Origin of the sequence: Microbacterium wangyouchuni, from assembly GCF_051546305.1 — a bacterium.
In the GTDB taxonomy this organism is placed as follows: domain Bacteria; phylum Actinomycetota; class Actinomycetes; order Actinomycetales; family Microbacteriaceae; genus Microbacterium.
In genome coordinates this window covers 523340-545759 of the sequence record NZ_JBPTMA010000001.1, presented here as the reverse complement: position 1 = coordinate 545759, position 22420 = coordinate 523340, and the positions used below count along the sequence as shown (strand labels likewise).

The window sequence follows — 22420 nt, the reverse complement described above, 5'->3', positions numbered from 1 at the left end:
CCGGGATGCTGCGAAGCCGGGTGTAGCCGCGCGACAGTAGGCTGATCCTGTGCCGAAAACCCGTGTGCTGTCGACCCGAGTGCTCCTCGTCTGCGCGGCCATCGGCGTCGCGACCGGCCTCGTCTCCGCAGCGTGGGCGGGTCTGCACGTTGTCGTCGCACTCGGTGCGGTGCCACTGTACGGACTCGTACTCGGATTCCATGCCCTCCCCGGTGTGATCGCACAGCAGGTGCTCCGCGCTCCCTGGGTCGCCCTGATCACGCACGCGATCGCAGCGCTCATCGGTATCGCATTCGTACCTGCCATGGCCGGGCGCTACATCTTGGCCGCTGTCGTCTTCGGCGGAGTACAGGAGGGCGTCTCCGCTCTGCTGCGCTACCGCCATTGGGAAGCATGGCGGTTCCTGCTGTCCGCCGCTGTCACTGGCGTCGTTATCGCCGTCCCCCTCTGGTTCGCGTTCGACGTCGGCTCTTTCCCGCTCTGGGGCAACATCGGCTTCGTCGTCCTCTTCATACTCGGCCCGGTGCTGTGGACGGTTATCGGACTCGGCATCGGATCCGCGCTGCGCCGCGCCGGCGTCATCCGGGTCTGAGTCAACCCGGTGGTGCGCGCCAGGTAAGGGTCGGCTAACCTATACTCGTACCGTTTCACCGGGACTGCCGTCCCTGAGCTTGCCGAAGGGTTGCCGTGCGCACACCTCTGCTTCGCGTGCGTAACCTCTCGCTGACCCACTCTGGTGCTGAGCGTCCTTCCCCGAGCAACGTCACCTTCGACGTGCATCCGGGCGAAGTGATCCTCCTCCTCGGCCCGAGCGGATCCGGCAAGTCCACCCTGACACTCGCTTTGAACGGTCTGATCCCGCAGTCAATCCCGGCAAAAGTGACCGGCACCGTCGACGTCGCGGGGCGCAGCACGATCGACACCCCGGTCGCAGAACTCAGCACCTCAGTGTCGATGGTCTTCCAAGACCCCGACGCGCAGTTGGTCACCGGCACACTGTTCGACGAAGTCGCCTTCGCGCTCGAGAACCTGCTTGTTCCCGTCGACGAGGTGCTCGAACGCGCAGAACTCGCGCTGCGCCGGGTGGGCCTCTGGGAGCGACGCAACGAGAACCCCGACCGGCTGTCCGGCGGCGGACGCCAACGCCTGGCCATCGCCTGCGCCATCGCAACCGGGTCTGCGCTGATCGTGCTCGATGAACCGACCGCGAACCTGGACCCGCAGGGCATCGACGATGTGTACGACGCCCTCAGCGATCTGGTCTCGGTCGGCGATCGGGCAGTCATCCTCGTGGAGCACAATCTCGATGCCGCCATGCGCTTCGCCACCCGGACCATCGTGCTCGATCAGCAGGGCCGGCTGGCCTTCGACGGTCCGGTCGATGAGATCCTCCGCGGAAACACCGAAGAACTCATCGACATGGGTGTCTGGCTGCCTGCAGCGACTCTGGCAGGACGGACACTGCGCGAGCGCGGCATCCTGCCCCCGCACACCCCGCTCCCGCTGACCCCGGACGAGCTGGCCGCACTGACCTCCGGCATCCCGACGGCACACTTGCAGGGAGAAATCACACCTGCAGGGCAACACGCCGAGGTTTCCCCCGACATCCGCGCATCGGCCCTGCATCCGGCCCGGCCGGAGGCTGCTTCGGCCCTGCATCCGGCCCGGCCGGAGGCTGCTTCGGCCAGTGTCATCCGCGCCCGCGGTCTGAAAGTGAAGCGCGGCCGCCACGAAATCCTGCACGGCATCGACCTAGACATCCCCGCGGGCTCCCTCACCGCGATCGTCGGAGCCAACGGCGCCGGGAAAACCACACTCATCCAGGCTCTTGCGGGCGTCGTTCCACCACCGAAGCGGCATGTTTCGATCGATGGCCTCGATCCCGCCACCGCGTCGCCGGGCGATCTCGTCTCTCGCATCGGTTTCGTGTTCCAAAATCCTGAACATCAGTTCATCGCGCACACCGTGTTCGATGAGTTGGCGCACGGACTGCGCCAAGCATGGTCGCACCCCACGAAACCGTCCGCGGCGGAGATCGCCGATCGGGTGGGCGAGCTGCTGCAGAGATTCGGCCTGACCGAGAAGGCAGACGTGCATCCGTTCCTCCTCTCCGGCGGCGAGAAGCGACGCCTCTCGGTGGGCACGGCGCTCATCACCCGCCCGCGCGTGCTCGCACTGGACGAACCCACGTTCGGACAAGACCGCGCCCGGGCAGCTGAACTGCTGCACCTGCTCAGCGAGCTGCGCGCCGAGGGTACGACGATCATCATCGTCACTCACGATCTGCAGCTCGTCGCCGAGCACGCCACCCACACGGTGATCCTCAACGACGGACGCCTCCATGCCTCCGGCCCCACCGCCGACCTGTTCGCAACTGAGTCGCTCTTCGAATCCGCCGGGCTGCGACTGCCGGTCCTGCATCGCGCGCTGTCTCCGCAGATGCGCGGCCTGCTCACCGAGGGTGTGCGATGACCACCATCACCTCCCCCACGAAGACGATCGATCCGTACACACCGGGAGTTCCCGCGCCGTCGTGGCGCTTTCTGCACCGACTCAATCCACTGTCGAAGGTCGCGGCGGTCGCACCGGCGATGGTCGCTCTCGTCTTCGTGCGCGACCTTGCGATCCCGGCATCCTTCCTCGTGCTCGCATACGCCGTGATCCTTGTCGGCGCACGCATCACCTGGCGCTCCGCGGCTCTGCTGTTTCTCGTACTGCCCCTCGGAATCAGCGCAGTCGGAGTCGGATTCTCGCTCTGGGTGGATGCGGCCGGCGTCGACGATACGACCGCGCTGTTGCAGATCGGCAACTGGACCCTGTTCAGCGGCGCGCTGCAGGTCGGCTTCGCCACAGCGCTGCGCCTGGGTGCGATCCTCGCGCTCGCGCTCATCGGCGGACTCACCACGACCGGTCCTGACCTCGTTCGTGCCAGCATCCAACAATTGCGGGTGCCGTACCGGATCGGCTACACGGCGCTTGCGGCCTACCGTTTCGTACCCCGATTCGGGTACGAGCTGAGTGTGATCCGGGCCGCGCATCGCGTGCGCGGTCACAGCGCGGGCGGCCTGTGGGGCGGACGCGGACCCTTTGCCCGCATTGCGCGCGGCTGGGGGTACATCGTGCCGCTGCTGGCCGGTGCGATCCGTCACGCCGAGCGCGTGGCTCTGGCGATGGATGCCCGCGCCTTCGGCGCCTACCTCACTCGCACGGAGCGGTACCTCGTGCCCTTCCGCACCCGCGACGTCGTGTTCATCGTTGCGCTGCTCGCAGCATCCGCCGCGATCTTCATCATGCTGCTCTAACAGCCCGCGAAACTTCACCAATGTCTCTAAATCGCCCGCAAATGGTGACATTCGTGAAGTCTCGCGGGAATCTGCTGCTCCGGTAGCGATAACCGTGCCACCGGAGCAGCTCAGAGAATCAGCGCTTCCCGGCGATCTGACGCCCGACGATCTCGCGCATGATCTCGTTAGTGCCGCCGTAGATGCGGTGCACCCGGGCGTCGAGGAATGCCTTCGCGATCGGGTACTCAGTGATGTACCCGTAGCCACCGTGCAGCTGCACGCAGGTATCGAGAATCTCCCACTCGCGCTCGGTCGTCCAGAACTTGATCTTCGCGGCCTCTTCGCCCGTGAGCTTCTTGTCCTTGTACGCCAGCAGGGCGCGGTCGAGGTATGCCCACATCACATCGACCGTGGTGGCGACGTCGGCGAGCTTGAACCGCGTGTTCTGGAAGTCGATGATCCGCTCGCCGAAAGCCTCGCGGTCCTTCGTGTAATCGACGGTCCACTTGAACGCCGCCTGCGATGCAGATGCAGCGGCAATGCCGATCGACAGGCGCTCCAAAGGCAGGTTCATCATCAGCTGCAGGAAGCCCTGACCTTCCTGCCCACTGATGAGGTTCTCCTCCGGAACGAACACATCGCTGAACGACAGCTCAGCGGTGTCGTGGCCGTGCGAACCCATTTTGTTGAGCTTCTTGCCGTGATCGAAGCCCTCCATGCCGTTTTCGATGATGACAAGGCTGAATGCGTCGGGTCGGTTTCCCTCACCGGTCTTGACGAAGGTGACGACGATATCGGCAGTCTTGCCGGACGAGATGAACGTCTTTGCGCCGTTGACGATGTAGCCGCCATCGGTCTTCTTCGCCGTGGTCTTGATGCCGCGCAGGTCGCTGCCGGCGCCCGGCTCGGTCATCGCCAGAGCACCGAGGATCTCGCCGGTCGCCATCCGCGGCAGCCACTTCTCCTTCTGCTCCTGCGTGCCCATGTGCACGAGGTAGGGAACTGCCAGATCGTCCTGAATGCCGAAGGCACCCGCCAGCGAACCGGCGCCTGCGCCGATGACCTCTTCGTTCACGATCGTGCGGAAGCGGTAGTCCTGCAGCATGCCCGCACCGCCGAACTCTTCCGGGACGGAGAGGCCGATGATCCCAGCCTCGCCCGCGGCGAGCATGGTCTCGCGGTCGATCTCGCCCGCGGCATCCCACTTCTCAATGCTCTCGTTGCTCACGTGACGCTTGACGAAGTCCTTGACCAGCTCGCGAAAGGCGTCGTGATCTTCTTCGTAGATGTCGCGTTCCATGTCGTCCTCCCGAACGGTTGTGGCGTCGTTGCTCCCGCGATTCTATGCCGGACGATGGATGCCTGAGCAGAGGCTTGTGAGAATGCATCTCACGATCAATGGGACTGCGTGCCGGGTTTGTGGGATGCCACAGAACAGACGTCAGTGGACATAGTCGGGCGCAGCGGGCAGCCCGAAGAACTCTTCCAGCGAGTGGCATCCGCTCTCGTGATAGGCGGCCGCGAGCGCCGGACCGATGTAGCGCAGATGCCAGGGCTCTGGCACGTAACCCGTGGTGTCTGAAACACCGTCCTCGTAACGGACGATGAAACCGTGTTCCCACGCGTGCTCGGCAATCCACGCCGACTCGGCCGTATCGCCGAAGGCTTCGATCTCACCGCAGCCATTGCTGCAGGCAATGACATCCAGCGACAGGCCGGTCTGGTGCTCGCTGAACCCCGGACGGGCCGAGATCTGGTCGGCGCCATCCTGGCCGCGGGCATTCACATGGCCGGAGTGCGTCGCGACTTGGAGCCGGTAGGAGCGATAGCCGTTATTCATCCCCAAAACACCGGCGCCGGCCTGATTCAGCGCTGTGGCCATCTCATTGACGGCCGCGATCGTGTCCTCACGCAACAGGTCGGACGGCGTCGTCGCTTCGACCGCTGCCCGTCCCAGCGAAGCGGGCTGATAGTCGACGGGACTCAGCGAGAGCGACTTGTTGACGATGACCCATCGCCGCGCAGGATCGGTGAGAGAGATACACGGAGCGTTACCCACCACGACGGCATCCCGAAATGCCAAGCCGTCGCCGAACGCAGCGATGACCGCCTCATCATCACCGGCAGCAAGCGCGTCGATGACCTCCGGGCTCGAGCACGGGTCGGCGGCCGTGACCGCGGCGACGTCGATCACCGGCAAATGCGCGGCAGCGATCGGCATGGGCGGGAGCTCAGGGGCACTGAAACCCGGATCGTCGGCGATCGCCCACAGCGCACCGAGCGCGGTAATTGCCAACCCGATGGGCAGTGCGAACTTCAACGACGAGGGTCGACGCGACGCATGCCGGGGCTGCGCTGCATCACTCATCATCCCATTGTCGCTTAACATTTACTCGAACATAACTCTTACCTCCTCTTGACTTAATCTCGTTTATTTGTTCGAATTCATACTATGAGATGGCAGGGACAAACGATCGACGACGCGGATGCCGCGGCACTGCCCGGCATGGAGAACCGCACGGGAATCGTCCGATCGGTGACGACACCGGAGTTCGCCGGCATGACCTTTCACGAGGTGCTCGCCAAGTCTGCGCTGAACCGTGTGCCTGCCGGATCGCGGATGCCGTTCTCGTGGACGATCAACCCCTACCGCGGCTGCAGCCATGCGTGTGTTTACTGCTTCGCTCGGGGAACACACGAGTATCTCGACCTCGACGGCGGCGGCGATTTCGACTCACAGATCGTCGTGAAGACGAATGTCGCCGAGGTCCTGCAGAAAGAACTGCGCCGCGGCACCTGGCAGCACGACAGCGTGGCACTGGGAACGAACACCGACCCCTATCAGCGCGCCGAGGGTCGCTACAAACTCATGCCCGACATCATCCGCGCGCTAGCGGAATCAGGCACGCCGATGTCGATTCTCACGAAGGGAACGCTGATCCGTCGCGACATCCCGTTGCTGGTGGATGCCGCGAAACACGTGTCCATCGATATTCAGATGTCGATCGCGATGTATGACGATGAACTGCAACATTCGATCGAGCCGGGCACACCGTCGACACAGGCGCGCCTGGACACTGTGCGTGCATTGACGGATGCCGGATTCCGCGTCGGCGTCTTCCTCATGCCGGTCCTGCCACATCTGACCGACTCTGTTGAGGCCATCGATCATGCGCTGCGGCGCATCAAAGACACCGGAGCCGACCACGTCATCTACGGCGCTCTGCACCTGCGCACGGGAGTGAAACCCTGGTTCATGCAGTGGCTGGAGCGCGAGCATCCGGAACTCATGTCGTCGTACCGCGGCCTCTACCCCGGGTCCACCTCCGAAGCGCCGAAGCCCTACCGGCAATGGCTGGCGAAGAGGGCACGTCCGCTCATCCGCATGCACGGACTCGATGCACGGCACTCCAATGATGCGCATCCGACACGACAGCTGAACCGGCCGACATCCGTACTTTCGTCTGCCCCCACACACTCAGCCCCGATGCTGTTCTGACAGCCAGGTGAGAACACACAGACCGGGCCGCGTAGGCTCAACAGCTATGGCAATCGGCGCAATGATCCACACATTCACAGTGCAGTTGGCCGACACCGATCGCGGCGTCTACGACGACTTCTCGCTCCGTGTCGCGCGGCATCCGTCAGAGACGGACGCGTACATGGTGACCCGTCTGCTCGCCTACTGCCTCGAGTACGGCGAGGGGATCGCATTCAGCGAGGGGCTCTCGTCAACGGACGAACCAGCAGTGCTCGCTCGCGATCTCACCGGCATGATCACCGCATGGATCGAAGTGGGTGCACCAGACGCCGAACGGATGCATTACGGCAGCCGCCTCGCCGACCGCACCGTTGTCTACACCCATCGTGATCCGGCGAAGGTGACCGCACCCTGGGCAGGCAAGCGCATTCATGACATCGACAAGATCGAAGTCTTCAGTTTCGACCCGGGGTTCATCGACGACGCCGTCCGGGTGATCGAACGCCGTAACTCCGTGACCCTGACGGTCACCGAACGTCAGATTTACCTTGACCTGAACGGGACGAACCTGAGCTCAGCCCTCCACGTCCGCGGCGCGACCGCGGAGGGCTGAGACTCAGCGGGCGTTCAACAGGAGCGTCGAGAACTCCACCGGACGGATGCCGGCCGGCACTTCGACCGCCGGGGTGCCGAAGGACGCGATGAGCAGGAACGTGCGGCGCTCAAGCTCGGAGTCGCCGCCGTGACCGCCCTCGTCCCGGTGCCCATGATCGGTGGTGACCGCGACCAGCCATTCCTCCCCGGCCTCGGCGATACGACGCTCCACAGCGTCGAGCAGCTGCGAGACGCGAGCATCCGTAGTGCGAATGGCTTCGTCGTACTCGACGGACAGTCCACCCGAGGCATGACCGACATGATCTGTCATCCAGAAGTAGACGAACGCGACATCGGGTGTGTGCTCATCTAGCTCGATCAGCGCCTGCCGACAGACCTCAACATCCGGATCGTCATCGTGATCTTCCCGATTGATCACGATGTTCTTGTGGAGCCCCTCGTCGATCTGCTCGGTGCGGGTCGAGACGACCGGACCGGGTCCGTCCGGGTGGGCGATGCCCGGCCAGCTCGACAGCGCGATCGTGCGCGCCGCGGGGTCCTCACGCCAGGCACGGGCCAAGAGATCCTCGTCTACCGGCGTGCGGCGTCCGACGAAGGTGTTATCGAACACCCCGTGCTCTTCCTGCGTCTTGGCGGTGAGGATGCTCAGCCAGCTGGGCCCCGAGATCGTCGGTCCCTCGACTGTCGCGGGCTGCATCGAACCGCGAGCGGCCAGAGCGTCCAGAGCGGGCGCAAGCCCGGTGCCGAATGCGCGATCAACACGCAGTCCGTCGATGCCGATGAGGAGAAGATGGCGTTTCGGCGTCAGCATGCGGCATCCTTCGGCGCGCTGAAGGTCGTCACGACCGTCGTCCACTGCGCGCGATCATCGACCAGGGTGAAGTCCGCACGCTCCCCTGGCACGATGCGGCCGCGATCACTCAGCCCGGCTGCCCGCGCTGCCCCCGCACTGACCAGCCCGACGGCCTCGGGAAGCGCCAGCACCCTGTCGCGAGCGAGCAACACGGCACTCGCGAGCAGACTGCTGGGCAGGTAATCGGATGCTAGAGCGTCGACGAGACCGGCACGCACAAGCTCGACCGCCCCGACGTTGCCCGAGTGCGAGCCGCCGCGCAGAACGTTCGGCGCACCGGCGACGATCACGAGGCCCTGCTCACGCGCGCGCCGCGCGGCTTCGAGCGTGGTGGGAAACTCGGCGACCGCGCCCCCACGTTCGACCAGCGCATCCACGGCATCCGCGGAGTCGAGGTCATGGCCGACGAGACGCGCCCGTCCGGCCCGTGCCTGAGCACCCGCCCAGCGGAGGTTCTCGTCGCGGATAGGATCGGTGCGCGCAGCATCCGCCATCCGATTTTCGACGTTCAATCGCGCGGTCTCACGATCTGTTCCACCGACGACGAGAGCATCGATGAAGTGCTCGACGTCGGCGTACTGCCCCTGCCCTGGCGTGTGGTCTTCGTGCGAGAGCAGGATCGGCTCGGCATCCGCGGGGCGCGCTTCCAGACGCTGCCGGATCAGCTGGGCCCCCTCATCGCCGCGCACATCAAAACGGTGCAGCACGCGGTGATCGACCCGATCGCTGAAAAACACGTCGATCGCCTCGCACGTCTCCAACGCCGAGACCGGCGTGCGGTTGATTCCGCCGGCGATCTTCCGATGGAATCCTGCACCGTGGAAGATCGTCGTGATGCCTGCCGCCGCTACCTTCGCATCGAAGGAACGCAGCGCAAAGTCCAAAGGCAGCGGAGCCGCCGGACGCGGCACGCGCTCCTTCTCCAGCGCATCGCTGTGCACGTCGATGAGACCGGGCATCAACAGCATCCCGGAGCCTTCAACATCGGAGGCCAGCGACGAACCCTCGATGATCTCGACGATCCGGCCGTCCTCGACGACCACACTCGCACGCTCGGTGACGGCATGCGGCAGCACGACTCGCACGTCACCGAGCACGTAGCTCGACGGATTCGCACCGAACGACCAGCGCCCGCCTGTACGTTCTTCAGCGATCACGCCGCTCATGCGTACACCTCATCCAGTACCCGGTGCCCGGCGTCGAGCACCTCATCGACACCGCCGTCAGCGACGATCGCGCCATCTTCCATGTAGAGCACGCGGTTCGCCACCCGGCGGATGATCTTCATGTCGTGATAGACCGCCAGCACGCTGACGTCACGGTGTCGAAGATCCTCGATCACCTCGAGCGCGAGGACGCGGTTCGCTGGGTCCAGCGCGGAGACCGGCTCATCGAGCAGCAGCAGCCGGGGCGGGCTGACTGTGCCCGCGGCCAGGTTCACACGCTGGCGCTCGCCTCCGGAGAGCACACTGCAGTCGACATCCCACAGCCGCTCTTCGATGCCGAGCCTGCGCAGGGCCAGAGCTGCCGCTTCCGTGGCGACCGCGTCGTCCAGCCCTCGGCGACGCGCGGCCGCGGCGACGAGCTTGAGCGGCCCCTGCCGCGGCGGGGCGTTAAGGAACTGCGACACATATCCGAAATCACGACCGCGGATCCGCGCCATCGCCCGGTCGTCGAGGGCGGTCAGCTCGACGTCGCGCTCCCCGTCGTGCAGAACCACAGTGCCGGAGTCCGGCAGATAGTTGCGGTAGATGCAGCGCAGCAGGCTCGACTTGCCCGCACCACTGGCACCGGCCAGCGCAAGGTGCTCACCGGGCATCAGGTCGAACGACACCGCGCGCAGCGAGGCGACCGTGCGGTCGATCGCATGCAGGGTGAATGATTTACTCAGCTCACGAACCGAAAGGATCGGTTTCCGGATGCTCGTATTCATGATGCCTCTCAGCTTTGCGCGGCAGCGACGAGCCGCTGGGTGTAGGGGTGGTGCGGATCGGCGAGCAACTGATCCGTGAGGCCCTGTTCGATCACACGGCCCTGACGCATCACGACGGCGCGGTCGGTGAGCGCTTTGATAACCGAAAAATCGTGGCTGACCACGACCACCGCGAGCTCGCGTTCGGTCAGCAGCTCGCGCAGCAGGTCGAGGACGCCGGCGGCTACCGAGGCATCCAGACCTGTGGTCGGCTCATCGAGAAGTAGCACCTGCGGGTCGGTGGCGAGCGCCTTCGCAATCTGCACCCGCTGACGCATGCCACCAGAGAACTGTCCAACCACGTCGTCCATGCGTTCCAGCGGGACGTCCACGCGGGCGAGTAGCTCTGCGGCGCGCCTGCGGATCATATGGTACGAACGCCAGCCGGCTGCGATCAGGGCGTCGGCGATGTTACCACCGGCGGAGATGTTCAGGTCCAGACCCATCGCCGGGTCCTGGTAGACGACGCTGAGAGTGTTCGTGCGCAGGCGGCGCCTCGCCGAAGCATCCAGGTCGAGCAGGTTACTCATCCCCTCCTGCACAGCGCCGATGCGCACCGATCCGGTGGCGTCCGCCTCATCGCCGATGATGCATTTCATCACCGTCGACTTGCCCGAACCTGACTCGCCGATCACACCGAGCGCTTCCCCCGGCGCGACATCGAACGAAACGTCGGCTGCGGCGATGACCTCGCTCGACCCCCGACTGCCGCGGTAGATCTTGCCGAGGCCGTCAACCTTCAGCGACCAGTCTTCACCCGGGGCGGTGACACCCGCCGGTGGCGGAACCGGCAGGCCGACTTCCACCGACGACCGCGCGCGCACGCGCTTTCTCGGATCGGGGAAGTACCGGTGCGGGATGAGCACGTCATGCGCATCGAGATCGGCTTCACCGGCGCGCACCTTGAGGCAGAACTGCACATCCGAGCAGATGTGCTCGTTCGTCTTCGTCTCCACCATGAAGGACGCCTCGGTGCCGCACTTCGCGCAGCGCACACCCTCGAGGTACTCGACCTCGAATGGCACGTCATCGAAGCTCAGCGGCTCGACATCGGTGTACGGCGGCACCGCATAGATCTTCTTATCGCGACCGTGGCTGAGCAGCGTCAGATGTTCGCTCTGGTGCAGACGAGGGATGTCCCACCGTGGGATCGGGCTCGGCGCCATGAGGTAGCGGTCGTGCACCATCACCGGGTGACCGGTGCCGGTTCCCATCACGCCCGTCAACGCGAGCCGCTCGTAGAGCAGCACCCACATCTTGGCGTAGTCGGCTTCGGCATGCCGACGCTTGCATTCGTAGACGGATTTCTCTACCGCGCGCAACGGCTCAGACTGCGGAACCTGCAGTACGAGGGTGTGCTGAACGCTCATCGCTTCTTCCGGCACGCGGTGACGCGACTGCACGATCGTGGCGACCTCGGTGTCGGCGGTGGCAGCAGCTCCCAGCGTGCCGATAATCAGGCGACGGAGGTTCACCGCGTTCACACCTTCCTCATCGCCCTGATCGATGACCTTGACCTGGTCGTCGGTACCGCCGATCGCCAGCGTCACCTGCAGGCCACCGGAGCCCCAGCCGCGAGCCACCGGCATCTCTCGGGATCCGAACGGAACGATGTATCCGGGCACGCAGATCCCGGCAATCACGGCGCGACGGGCTTCGCGTTTGGCCTGCTCGTCCATGACCACCGGACGCCCCTCGTGGGCGTCCTCCGGCAGCATCTCGGCGAGCAGATCCACGCCCTCATCGACGGGCGTCTCGGCATCGGCCAGCATGGTCATCAGATGCCCCCTTCCTGGTGGTGATCGGCGAGAAGCCGTTCGAGTTCAGCATCCTGCTCGGCGCGAGCGGCCAATGAGGCATCCAGCTTGGATTCGAACGTCACGTAGTGCGGCAGCTTCAGGTGCTCGAGGAATCCGCTCGCGGAGAGCCCGTCGGTGGTGAAGAGCATCACCTGCTCCAGGCGCCGACCGGTCTCGGTGTCCTTGAAACGCACGATCGACATATCGAGGCTGGCTGCCGCGATCACCTTGCGCTCGTTGTGTCCGAACGCCATCGCGTAGCCGACGTCAAACGTCGTCGGATCCTCTCCCCGCATGCCGCCGAGTGAGGCTACCGCCTCGCATTCGGATGCGCGCAACTCGCCGATCTGCACCAACTCGCCGGTGTGGGGATCGGCGACGCGCAGTGGCAGGCGGCCGTGGCGCACCTCGCCGAGAGTGACTGCTTCTGCGGCATAAGAGTCAGGGCCGAGGATCGACTGGTACCAGATGTTGATCAGCGCACCGGTGTCGGCCTGGGCCGATGCCGAAAGCACAGCTGAGCGCTGGGCAGGCAACTGAGCGGCGACCATCTGGATGTCGAACGGCTCCTCGTCGGTCTCCAACGCACGATCGACCAGCACTCCCTTGTCGGCGAGATAGTCGCGGAACCGGCGGAACGGCTCATCAGCCGGGTGCTCCAGCGGCGTCTCATCGACGGGCTCGACGATCGGCAGCGGCAGGTCAGGGCCGTCATGAAGGATGCGGGCGGTGTAGTCGACCGTCTCGCCGAGCAGGATGGGCCCGTCGGGCTGACGCTGGGTGGAGACGACGCGACGCAGCAGCTTCATCTCGCGCGGGTTCAGCGGCTCGCTGTGCGTAAGCCGCGGCAGCGTCGAGCGGTGCGCACGGATGAGGTGCACGGCCTCGGAGATGTCTCCGCTGCCCTGAAGGTAAGCCGCCGCGGCCGTGGCCGGATCCCAGAGACCGCCCTCACCCATGATCCGGTCGATCGCCATCGGAAAGCTCTGGATGACGGCCTCGACCGTGAGTGCCTGGTCGAGGCTGGAACGACGCTCGAGCACGAGGCGCTCGGCAGCGATGATCGCCTCCGTGCCGCCCTTGTTGGTTCCTGCGTACATCAGATCTTCTCGATTCGGGTGGTCCGGGACAGCGCGATGAGCTCGCCGTCATCAGCCATGAGGATGCTGTCGATGCCCGCCGGGTAGTCGGAGACCAGCAGGTCGCGGGCGTCGACGAAGCGATCGCCGAGCCCGTCGACGCTCAGTTCGACGGGAGCATGCGGCGGGATGCCCGGGCCGGTGAGTCGCCACCGCGGAGCGGCCGCGCCGACGTGAATCGCCTCGACGCGCTGCACGAGCGTCGTCCCTTTCTCGGGCGCCCAGTGGATGCCAGGAGAGAGCAGTCCCAACTCGGCGGACTCGGCGAGAGCCAAGGCGTAGCGGGCGTCGGCGGCATCGACGACGCGCGCGGCGACGACACGTCCGATCGCCGCGATCGCAGCGGTGACGGCATCCGCTTCGAGGTGTGCATCATCCGCAGAACGCAGGGCACCGATCGGGGTCATGATGTCGGCCAGCGCCAGCAGCGGCAGCGCTGCGGCAGGCACGCCTTCGGGAAGACCCTCGGTGGAGACGCGCTGCACGGTTCCTGGGCGAGCGAAAGCATCCATGATCGCCCGGAAGACCTGCTGCGAGACGGTCGGGGTGAGCTCACGCAGCTGATCCCAGGCGGGTGCAACCCGGGGTACGTCGATGAAAGTCACGGGATCTCCTCGAATTCGACGATGGATGCGGACAGCCGTTTCCATTCCGCCGCGCGCGCCGTCTCGCGTGCGGTGCGGGTGCTCTCGCAGAGTGCGACGACCTCGCCACTGCGGGGTCCGTCCGCGAGGTATTCGGTGGCGCAGATCGCCGCGGCGAGCGCGGCAAGGCGGTCGGCGCCCATGCGCATCGTCCAACCGTCGACGCCGCGACGGCGCACCTCTGCCTGCGTGACGAGCACATCGCCGAGGATGAAGCGCTCCTCTGCGACCGGCTCCCGCACCTGGGTGACAACGGTGCCGACGACAGGTGAGCGGGTGATGACGACATCTGCGTCATCCGCCAGGCACGCGTGCGAGAGCGCGATCACGGCTGCGGCATCCGCCATGTTCAGTTCGGAGGTGATCTCCGCCCTGGTGAGCGAATCGGTCATGGTGACCCTTCTTTCTTCGGCCCCGTCCGTGGACGGGGTCATTGGACTTCGCGTCGCGCCCACACCGCGAGCGCTTCGGAGAGCAGCACGGTGATCACGACGAGGATGAGGCAGCTGGTGACGACGCCGTACTCGAGCACTCGAGAGGCGTTCATCATGTAGAAGCCGATGCCGCCGGCCCCGATGATGCCGAGGCCGGTGGCAGCACGCAGGTTGGAGTCGAGCTGATGCAGCGTGTGTGCCGAGAGAGCGGGGGCGACCTGGCGCAGCGTGGCCGCGAAGAAGGTCTGCGTACTACTCGCCCCGGAGGAGCGAATGGCGTGCGCGACTCGCACATCGACCTCCTCCAGCGAATCAGCGATCACCTTGCTGAAGAATCCGATGGCTCCAACCGCGAGCGCGAGCGCTCCTGCCGTCGCGCCGAGGCCGGTGATCACCACGAAGAAGATACCGACGATGATTCCGGGCACCGCTCGAATGGTTACGACGATGCCACGGAAGATCGCGGCCACCGTGTCATTCGGCGCGATCGTGCGGGCCGAGAGCAGCCCGAACGGAATCGCGACGATGAGACCGATGACAGTACCAGCCAGGCCCATCTGCACGGTCTCGAGCATGGAGAAAATCAGCTTCTCCGGAATGCCACCGTCCGACGGCGGGAAGTACAGCCCGATGGTCTCCAGCGCCTTGGCGAAACCGCCGGCGAGCTGGCTGAGAGAGACACCGGATGCCATCGCCGAGCCGAGCACGAGCAGCGCGGTGAAGACGCTCCAGCAGGTCCGGTTGATGCGCTGGCGATTCCACGGCGGCGAGACGCGGCCTGCGGCCGCGGCGCGACGCTCGGCGGGAGTCGTCTTACCCTTCGCCCAGCCCTTCTCCGGCAGATGCGGAAGCAGAACGGTGAGCCAGCGTCGCGACTTCGATGAAGACGCAGACTCGTGCCCGAGTTGGGCCTTGCGTACGAGGCCGGAGACGAGCTCCGCGATCAGACACAGGATCAGCAGGACCAGCGTCAGCCCGAGGCCGAGTTGATAGTTCATCGTGTCCAGCGCAGCCGAGATGTACATACCGATGCCGGCGACGCCGACGAACCCGAGGATCACTGACCCACGCAGGTTGATGTCGAAGGCGTGCAGGGTCGTCGCCACGAGGGTGGGGCGCAGCCCCGGCAGGACCCCGCCAACGATCTGCTGGAACGTACTGGCACCGGCAGCGCGCAGTGCCTCGCGAGGACCGGGATCGACCTCTTCGATGGCATCCGCAAAGAGCTTCGCCATGAAGCCGATCGACCCGATGCCGAGGGCGAGGATGCCGGGGAGGGCGCCGAGACCGAACACCCGCACGAAGAAGATGGCGATGATGAAGTCAGGAACCGCGCGTTCGAGCACGATGAGCGAGCGGGCGACGGCGCGCACCGTCGAGTTGACCGTGGTGTTCTTCGCCGCAAGGAAGGCGATCGGCAGGCTGAGCACGAGCCCGAGAACGGTGGCGAGTACGACGATGGCGATCGTCTGGCCGATCATCTCTACGAGCCGTAGCGGCTCGGGGAACTTCAGCGGCACCGTGCGACTGAGGAAGTTGACGGCATTGTCCCAGCCGTCGATGAAGGTGGCGATGTTGATGCGCAGCTCGACAGTCGACCAGATGCCCAGCCCCAGCACACCCAGCATCACGACGATGAGGCCGCGCTTGCTCCACGACATCGGTGGTTTCTTGGGCATCGGAGGCTGCGCACTCGACGAGACAGCACGCTCAAGGAGGATGCTCATGGTCAGACCGCGGCTGCCGCGCTGGGCTGGGTCGCCTGCGTGATCTGCGCAGTGGTGGGCAGACCCTCAGCGCTCATCGGCTCACGATAGATCGTCATGGCCTCTTCGCGGCTCAGTCCCTCGGTGGTCTTGTCGAGCACGACCCGTCCATCCTTGAGACCGATGATGCGCTCGCCGAAACCGAGCGCATATTCCACCTGGTGAAGACTGCAGACGACCGTTAACCGGTCTTCGTCGCTGACGCGAGTGAGCAGCTCGAGCACCGCCGCGCTCGAGTCAGGGTCGAGGGATGCCACCGGCTCATCCGCGAGCAGGATCGACGGGTTCTGCGCCAGTGCTCGAGCGATCGCGACGCGCTGCTGCTGTCCGCCGGAGAGCGTGTCGGTGCGTTGGAACGCGCGATCGGCGAGTCCCACGCGATCCAGAAGTTCCAGGGCCCTGCGCCGATCCGACTTCGGGTACATCCAGAGTCCGGAGCGAGGCCCGAGAAGCCCACCGAGGAACCCGGTGCAGACGTTCTCGAGGGCGGTGATACTGCCCACGAGATGGAAGTTCTGGAAGATGAAGCCGATCTCCCGACGCGTACGGCGCAGGTCGCGACGCCCTACTTCGTTGATATCGCGTCCGTTGATCTCGACGGTTCCGGAAGTCGGCTGCTGCAGCCGGTTCATGGTGCGCAGCATCGTCGACTTGCCGGATCCGGATTTTCCGAGCAGCACCAGTCGCTGCCCCTTGGGGACAGCGAAGGAGACATCATCGAGGCCGCGGACGTCCTCGTTGAACTGCTTCGTGACGTTGCTGAGGCGAATGGCGATTTCGCCAGGCGTGTGCGTCATGTCTGTTCTCCTCTGGTACTGCTCGGCGGAGTGATCCGTTATTTACCGGTGGATGATCTGCTTACTGATTTGTGATGTCGCACGCCTCGGACTTCGTGACCTCGCACACCTTGCGCACGCCGTCGTAGTCCGCGTCCTCGATCGGCTCATAGCTGTACACGCCGATGCCGCACTTCTCGTCAGGATCGCTGGTGTCGCATTCGCCGCTCGCCGTGAGCGCCGGCACGTTCAGCTGCTCGAGGTAGATGGCCTTGATCTTCTCGACCAGGTCAGCGGGCAGCTCACTGCTGACCGTCGCGAGCGTCGGGGTGATGAGCTCCGACTCCCAGATCTGGGTGAGCTGCCCCCCGGTGACCTGACCGCTCTCGATGAGCTGCTTGGTGGCCATCCCCTCCGTGCTGAAGGCGATGTCGCACTGGCCGTCCACGAGAGCGAGGACCGAGGCGTCATGTCCGCCCGCGAAGATTGGCGTGATATCGACCTCCGGGTCGATGCCCGCCTCGATCAGGCCGGCGGAAGGAAAGAGGTAGCCCGAGGTGGAGGCCGGGTCGACGAAGCAGACCGTCTTACCCGCAGCATCCTCGAGCGAGGTGATGTCGCTGCCGGCAGCAACACTGGCGACCGAGTAGTAGCCGAGTTCGCCGTCGGCCGTCGATGCCTGCGCGCCGAGGATATCGATGTTCACGCCGCTGTCCTTGGCGAGCACGTACGAGAAGGCACCATACCGTGCGATATCGACCTTGCCCGCGCGCTGCGCCTCAATGGTCGCCGCATAGCTGGTTGCCATGTGGAACTCGATCGGAATGCCGAGTTCACGTTCGAGGATCTCGAAAGCCAGAGAGCTCTCGATGTCGAGCTCCGTCTGATCTTCGGTCGGGATCTGCGAGATGACGATCTTCTCGGGCCATGCCCCGTCTTCGGCGGGAGTGGCCTCATCGCCTGCGGCGCTGGGGCCACAACCAGTGAGAAGAGTGGTGGCGAGCACGAGGGCACCGGCGGCCACTGTTGTGAGAATGCGCTTGGACATCGATTACTCCTTGGGGAGAGGGGTGCGGTGGGAGACGGAGAGAAGTGTTCTGAGCACCTGAAGAACGGCGTGGTGCACCATGCGGCTTGCCATCTCCTCGCTGCGCGCGCCGTCAGCGGCGGCGCCAGCGACGATCGCGATATCCGCCAGGTGGGCCAGGGGCGCGCCGGAGTAGCTCGTCAGGGCGACGGTGCGTGCGCCGTTGGCAGCGGCCGTGCGCATCGGAGCGAGCGTGGCTTCGGTGACGCCCGAGTGACTGATGGCGAAGCAGACATCACTGGGTCCCAGCTGACGGGAGACTGCCGCTTGGGTGCCACTGTCGGTCGGGTAGGACACCGCGCGGCCCTGTGAGCTCAGCCAGTTGCCGAACTCAATCGCGAGCGGCTGAGATGTGCCGCTGGAGACCAGGAGCGCGCGATCCGTTCCCCCGAGAGCGGCGGCAAGTCGCTCGATGAGATCGTGATCAAGCGCGGCGGCAGTGCGGCAGAGGTCTTCGATGATGCGCGCCAGGGTTGCTGCGCCCTGGCTGTCGGTCGGCACGGAGTCGGCGATGCGGCCAAGTCCGAGTTCAGAGATCAACCGGAGCTTGAGCTCCTGGATGCCGGGAAGTCCGACGGCGTGGCACAGCCGCACGACCGTGCCGACAGAGGTGTTCGTTGCTCCAGCGATTCGGGCGGCTGACATCCCGACGATGCGGTCGGGATGAGAGAGCACGAAACCGGCCGCTTGGCGACTGCGTGCGGACAGCGAGGGGAGCGCTGCGCGCAGACTCTCCAGCACGCCGATCGGCGCAGGGTCGGCACGCGCCCAAGCCCGTTCCCGCTCGATCGCCGTGTGCATGTCTACGACGCTAAGAATCGACGGTTACAGGCAGGTGTCGCGCTGGGGCTATGGAACGAACATTCCGTTTGCCATTGGGAAATGGAAGATCGTTCCGTGCGTTGGTGGATTCTGCGGTTCGCGTTGCGCCGCGCGGTTCATAACTCCTGAAGAACGACGCAGAAGGGCCCCGGAATCGCTTCCGGGGCCCAGATCCTGCCAAATTCTCAGGAGTTGTGAACGCTTGCGGGGTTATGCGGTCAGCTGGGAGTTCGTGAGCAGACGCCCGGTGATCTCCTCGATGATGTCGTCACCCATACGAGCGGGCTCGAAGGGGGCGTCGATCTCGGCGCGATCCAGCAACTCGGTCATGCGACGCTGCCGCTGACGCGTGATCAACGTGACCACACGGCCTGAACGGCCGGCGCGACCGGTACGACCAGAACGGTGCATGTATGTCTTGTACTCGTCAGGGGCATCGGCCTGGATCACCAGATCGATGTCGTCGACGTGGATGCCGCGGGCTGCGACATCCGTGGCAACGAGAACGTTGACGCGACCAGAGGTCAGTCGCTCAAGGTTGCGCGTGCGCTTAGCCTGGTTGAGATCACCGTGCAGCGAAACCGCCGGGATGCCGGCATCATCGAACTGCTCGGCGAGCATCTCGGCGTACGCACGGGTGCGGGCAAAGACAAGCGTCTTGCCTTCACGGTCGACCAAAGAGCTCAGGATGTCAGCCTTGTCGCGGTGCTCGATCACCAGCACACGGTGCTCGATCGTGCTGGAGTCCTGGTCTTCGCCAGCAACCTCATACACAGCCGGGTCCACAAGGAACTCGTCGACAAGAGCTGCAACTTCACGGTCCAGCGTCGCCGAGAACAGCAGCTTCTGGCTGCCGTCTGCGGTGTGGCGGAGGATCCGCTGCACCGGCTCGACGAAGCCGAGCTCGCACATGTGGTCGGCCTCATCGAGAACTGCGATGCGGCACTCCGAGAGGTCGAGCTTGCGCTGCTTGATGAGGTCTTCGATACGACCGGGGGTGCCGATCACGATGTCGACGCCCTTCATCAGCGCACCGACCTGACGCCCCTGGGGGACACCGCCGTAGATCTGCGTGGTGAACAGGCCGACGCTCCGGGCGATCGGCTGGATCGTGCGATCCAGCTGCAGGGCAAGCTCGCGGGTCGGAGCGAGAATGATCGCCCGAGGCTTGCGCCCGTACTCACGACGCTTGCCGGCCTGCGACTTCAGTACGTTCTCCACAAGAGGCGCGCCGAAGGCAATGGTCTTGCCAGAGCCGGTGCGGCCACGGCCGAGCACGTCGCGGCCGGCGAGGATCGCGGGGATCGTCGCAGCCTGGATCGCGAACGGCGCCGCCGCGCCCAGGGTGTTCAGCGTCTCGACGATATTGGCCCCGAGTCCCAGGCCAGCAAATGACGCGCCTTCGACCTCCGGAGCGGCAATGGTCTTAGCCTCAAGACGCTCGTGCACGACGTCTTCAGTCCGCTCGAACGGCTTCGCAGCTGTCTTGTTCCAGTCGTCGCGACTCGGGCGCTGCTCGCGGCGGTCGTCGCGGCGGGGGCGGTCATCACGGCGGGGACGGTCGTCTTCGAAACGACGCCCCTCGACACGGGGACGCGCGTTGTACCGGGGGCGGTCGTCGCCCGCGTCACGGTTCGGACGGGTGTCGCGTGCCGGACGGGTGTCACGTGCCGGACGGGTGTCACGTGCCGGACGCTCGTCGCGGTTGAACTGCGGACGGTCGCCACCACGGTCGTTGTTGTAACGCGGGCGGTCACCGCCGCGGTCATCGTTGAAGCGGGGACGCTCGTTCGTGCGATCGCTGTTGAAACGCGGGCGGTCGCTGAAGCGGGGGCGCTCAGTTCCACGATCGTTGTTGTAACGGGGACGGTCGCCGCGGTCGTTGCTCTGACGGGGACGGTCATCGCTGTTGTAACGGGGACGGTCGCTGCCTCGGTCGTTGTTGTAACGGGGACGGTCGCCACCACGGTCGTTGTTGTAACGGGGACGGTCACCACCACGGTCGTCGTTGAAGCGAGGACGGTCGTTGCCGCGATCGTTGTTGTAACGCGGACGGTCACCACCACGATCGTCGCTGAAACGGGGACGGTCACCACCACGATCGTCGTTGAAACGAGGACGCTCGCCACCACGATCGTTGTTAAACCGCGGACGCTCGCTGTTGTACCGAGGACGCTCACCGGCGCCACCGCGATCATCGCGACGCGGACGGTCGTCGTTCGAGCGACGGCCCTCAGTGCGAGGACGCTCGTCATAGCGCGGGCGCTCATCACGGTGGTGAGGGGTCTCGCGGCGTCCGGACTCGGCGCGGCCACGGATGCCCCGGGCCTCATCGCGTCCGGCGCGCTCCTGATCGGTCCAGCGGCGCTTGGGGGCACCGCCCTCATCGGCGCGGAAGCCGCGGTGATTGGGACTTGTGCTTCCCGGACGGCGGTCGTAACCACCGCGCGTCGACGATGAGCGCTGCTCACCGGCATCCGACCGCTCGTCGCGTGCCGGACGTCCGCCAGCGTGACGCTCGTGGAAGGGAGTCTTCTTGGCGTAACGCGGCTCGAAGTTGCGAGCGGGGCGTCCGCCCTTGGGCTTGCCGTTCTTGGGCATGGTATTTCCTGACTGTCTCTGACACGAGAACAGCGTCCGCTCCGGCGCACAGAGATCAGCGCACGGCGGATATACCCGGGCGTTCGTCGGCCGGGGCCATTCATGTGATGGTTGTTGAACCATCGGCCCCTGGGCTCACACTGGAACAAAAACACCCGCGCAGTAGCGCGGCTGCCCGAAGCCGACCCCACAAGTTTATCCGAGCGACCTGGGAAAGACCCCCGTACGATTGCGTGGTGACATCTCTCTCTCCCACTGGCATCCAGATCCACCTGCAGCACGGCGCCGTCACGGCGCAGATCGCTCAGGTCGGAGCATCCCTTCGCGGCCTCACCGTCGGCGGCGTCGATCTCATCGCGCGCTATCCCGAGAACATTCCTACCCCCTCCTGCTCCGGGGTCGTGCTCGTACCCTGGCCCAATCGCGTGCGCGACGGACGCTGGGACGACAATGGCACCGGGCAGCAGTTGGCGCTCACCGAGCCGAAGCTCGATAACGCCAGTCACGGACTCCTCCGATTCAGCGCCTATGAGATCGAGCAGACGGATGCCACGGCTACTCTCAGCGCGACGATCCACCCACAGACCGGCTACCCCTATGAGGTCGAAACGTCCGTCAGGTACGCGCTGACGGATGCCGGCATCGAAGTGACGCACACGCTAACGAACCAATCGGATGCCGCAGCTCCGGTCGCCCTCGGAACCCACCCGTTCGTCACGATCGGCGACGTTGATCCGCACGATCTCATGCTCGCGATTCCCGCCGCAACGCAGTTCGAGACCGACGAGCGAATGCTGCCGACGCGAACATCCGCCGCGCCGGAGGAACTGCGCGCGGGTGTGCGCTTGGGCGACATCACACTCGACACCGGATTCACCGACCTGGACCGTGACTCCGATGGACGTGTGCGCCACAGTCTGACCGCACCGGATGGCCGCCGGGTCTCCCTCTGGCAGGGCGAGGGCTTCGACTTCGTGCAGGTGTACACCACCAGCAGCTACCCCGGCCAGTCGCTCGCCGTCGCTATCGAGCCGATGACGGCTCCAGCCGATGCGCTCAACAGCGGTCTCGGCATCCGCCGCCTCGCAACCGGCGAGAGCTGGAGCGTGTCCTGGGGCGTCGAACTCAGCTAGAGCCGCGTTTCGAC

The 22420-nt window shown here is 65.3% G+C and carries 20 protein-coding genes; 6 read left to right on the top strand and 14 right to left on the bottom strand.

The features are described 5' to 3' along the window. Positions 1-49 precede the first annotated feature (49 nt). The 3 genes from ACSS7Z_RS02685 (at position 50) to ACSS7Z_RS02675 (ending at position 3302) form a co-directional block, all read left to right on the top strand. On the top strand, positions 50-592 hold the full coding sequence (locus tag ACSS7Z_RS02685; protein WP_438252897.1) for an ECF transporter S component: 543 nt from the start codon (positions 50-52) through the stop codon (positions 590-592). A 95-nt stretch (positions 593-687) separates the two neighbouring features. Further along, positions 688-2472: an ABC transporter ATP-binding protein gene (locus tag ACSS7Z_RS02680; protein ID WP_438252896.1), complete on the top strand. Its 1785-nt coding sequence runs from the start codon at positions 688-690 to the stop codon at positions 2470-2472. Beyond that, a complete protein-coding gene (locus ACSS7Z_RS02675) occupies positions 2469-3302 on the top strand; it encodes an energy-coupling factor transporter transmembrane component T family protein (protein WP_438252895.1) in 834 nt (277 codons plus the stop codon). Before ACSS7Z_RS02680 ends, ACSS7Z_RS02675 begins: the two co-directional genes overlap by 4 nt. A gap of 118 nt (positions 3303-3420) precedes the next feature. Here the strand turns inward: ACSS7Z_RS02675 and ACSS7Z_RS02670 are convergent, their stop codons facing one another. Together ACSS7Z_RS02670 and ACSS7Z_RS02665 are read right to left on the bottom strand one after the other, a co-directional pair. After that, positions 3421-4584 carry an acyl-CoA dehydrogenase family protein gene (locus ACSS7Z_RS02670; RefSeq protein WP_438252894.1) on the bottom strand — a complete coding sequence of 388 codons (1164 nt, stop codon included), beginning with the start codon at positions 4582-4584 and terminating at the stop codon, positions 3421-3423. A gap of 141 nt (positions 4585-4725) precedes the next feature. Further along, a complete protein-coding gene (locus ACSS7Z_RS02665) occupies positions 4726-5652 on the bottom strand; it encodes a M15 family metallopeptidase (protein ID WP_438252893.1) in 927 nt (308 codons plus the stop codon). An 84-nt stretch (positions 5653-5736) separates the two neighbouring features. Between ACSS7Z_RS02665 and ACSS7Z_RS02660 the strand changes: the two genes are divergently transcribed. After that, positions 5737-6783: an Rv2578c family radical SAM protein gene (locus ACSS7Z_RS02660; protein ID WP_438252892.1), complete on the top strand. Its 1047-nt coding sequence runs from the start codon at positions 5737-5739 to the stop codon at positions 6781-6783. A 46-nt stretch (positions 6784-6829) separates the two neighbouring features. Continuing rightward, positions 6830-7378: a YaeQ family protein gene (locus ACSS7Z_RS02655; RefSeq protein WP_438252891.1), complete on the top strand. Its 549-nt coding sequence runs from the start codon at positions 6830-6832 to the stop codon at positions 7376-7378. 3 nt (positions 7379-7381) lie between these two features. Here ACSS7Z_RS02655 and ACSS7Z_RS02650 read toward each other — a convergent pair whose 3' ends face one another. The 12 genes from ACSS7Z_RS02650 to ACSS7Z_RS02595 form a co-directional block, all read right to left on the bottom strand. Further along, positions 7382-8191 carry an alkaline phosphatase family protein gene (locus tag ACSS7Z_RS02650; RefSeq protein WP_438252890.1) on the bottom strand — a complete coding sequence of 270 codons (810 nt, stop codon included), beginning with the start codon at positions 8189-8191 and terminating at the stop codon, positions 7382-7384. Next, positions 8185-9399, bottom strand: coding sequence for an alpha-D-ribose 1-methylphosphonate 5-triphosphate diphosphatase (locus ACSS7Z_RS02645; RefSeq protein ID WP_438252889.1), 1215 nt, complete (start codon positions 9397-9399; stop codon positions 8185-8187). The genes ACSS7Z_RS02650 and ACSS7Z_RS02645 overlap by 7 nt, the downstream gene beginning before the upstream one ends. Then, a complete protein-coding gene (locus ACSS7Z_RS02640; RefSeq protein ID WP_438252888.1) occupies positions 9396-10166 on the bottom strand; it encodes an ATP-binding cassette domain-containing protein in 771 nt (256 codons plus the stop codon). Before ACSS7Z_RS02640 ends, ACSS7Z_RS02645 begins: the two co-directional genes overlap by 4 nt. Positions 10167-10174: 8 nt before the next feature. Then, positions 10175-11983, bottom strand: coding sequence for an alpha-D-ribose 1-methylphosphonate 5-phosphate C-P-lyase PhnJ (locus ACSS7Z_RS02635; RefSeq protein WP_438252887.1), 1809 nt, complete (start codon positions 11981-11983; stop codon positions 10175-10177). Next, positions 11983-13104: a carbon-phosphorus lyase complex subunit PhnI gene (locus ACSS7Z_RS02630; protein WP_438252886.1), complete on the bottom strand. Its 1122-nt coding sequence runs from the start codon at positions 13102-13104 to the stop codon at positions 11983-11985. Before ACSS7Z_RS02630 ends, ACSS7Z_RS02635 begins: the two co-directional genes overlap by 1 nt. After that, positions 13104-13748, bottom strand: coding sequence for a phosphonate C-P lyase system protein PhnH (gene phnH, locus ACSS7Z_RS02625; RefSeq protein WP_438252885.1), 645 nt, complete (start codon positions 13746-13748; stop codon positions 13104-13106). Before phnH ends, ACSS7Z_RS02630 begins: the two co-directional genes overlap by 1 nt. Then, positions 13745-14179 (bottom strand): phosphonate C-P lyase system protein PhnG, encoded by a 435-nt coding sequence (locus ACSS7Z_RS02620; protein WP_438252884.1) that lies wholly within the window; start codon positions 14177-14179, stop codon positions 13745-13747. Before ACSS7Z_RS02620 ends, phnH begins: the two co-directional genes overlap by 4 nt. Positions 14180-14217: 38 nt before the next feature. Beyond that, positions 14218-15948 (bottom strand): phosphonate ABC transporter, permease protein PhnE, encoded by a 1731-nt coding sequence (phnE, locus tag ACSS7Z_RS02615; protein ID WP_438252883.1) that lies wholly within the window; start codon positions 15946-15948, stop codon positions 14218-14220. Positions 15949-15950: 2 nt separating this feature from the next. After that, the gene (phnC, locus tag ACSS7Z_RS02610; RefSeq protein WP_438252882.1) at positions 15951-16784 is read right to left on the bottom strand and encodes a phosphonate ABC transporter ATP-binding protein; all 834 of its coding nucleotides are present in this window, start codon (positions 16782-16784) and stop codon (positions 15951-15953) included. A gap of 61 nt (positions 16785-16845) precedes the next feature. Further along, on the bottom strand, positions 16846-17811 hold the full coding sequence (locus ACSS7Z_RS02605) for a phosphate/phosphite/phosphonate ABC transporter substrate-binding protein (protein ID WP_438252881.1): 966 nt from the start codon (positions 17809-17811) through the stop codon (positions 16846-16848). A 3-nt stretch (positions 17812-17814) separates the two neighbouring features. Further along, positions 17815-18651: a MurR/RpiR family transcriptional regulator gene (locus ACSS7Z_RS02600; protein ID WP_438252880.1), complete on the bottom strand. Its 837-nt coding sequence runs from the start codon at positions 18649-18651 to the stop codon at positions 17815-17817. A gap of 231 nt (positions 18652-18882) precedes the next feature. Next, positions 18883-21273: a DEAD/DEAH box helicase gene (locus ACSS7Z_RS02595; RefSeq protein WP_438252879.1), complete on the bottom strand. Its 2391-nt coding sequence runs from the start codon at positions 21271-21273 to the stop codon at positions 18883-18885. Positions 21274-21509: 236 nt separating this feature from the next. Here ACSS7Z_RS02595 and ACSS7Z_RS02590 point away from each other — a divergent pair, with 236 nt between their 5' ends. Further along, positions 21510-22406 (top strand): aldose 1-epimerase family protein, encoded by an 897-nt coding sequence (locus ACSS7Z_RS02590; protein WP_438252878.1) that lies wholly within the window; start codon positions 21510-21512, stop codon positions 22404-22406. Positions 22407-22420 lie beyond the last annotated feature (14 nt).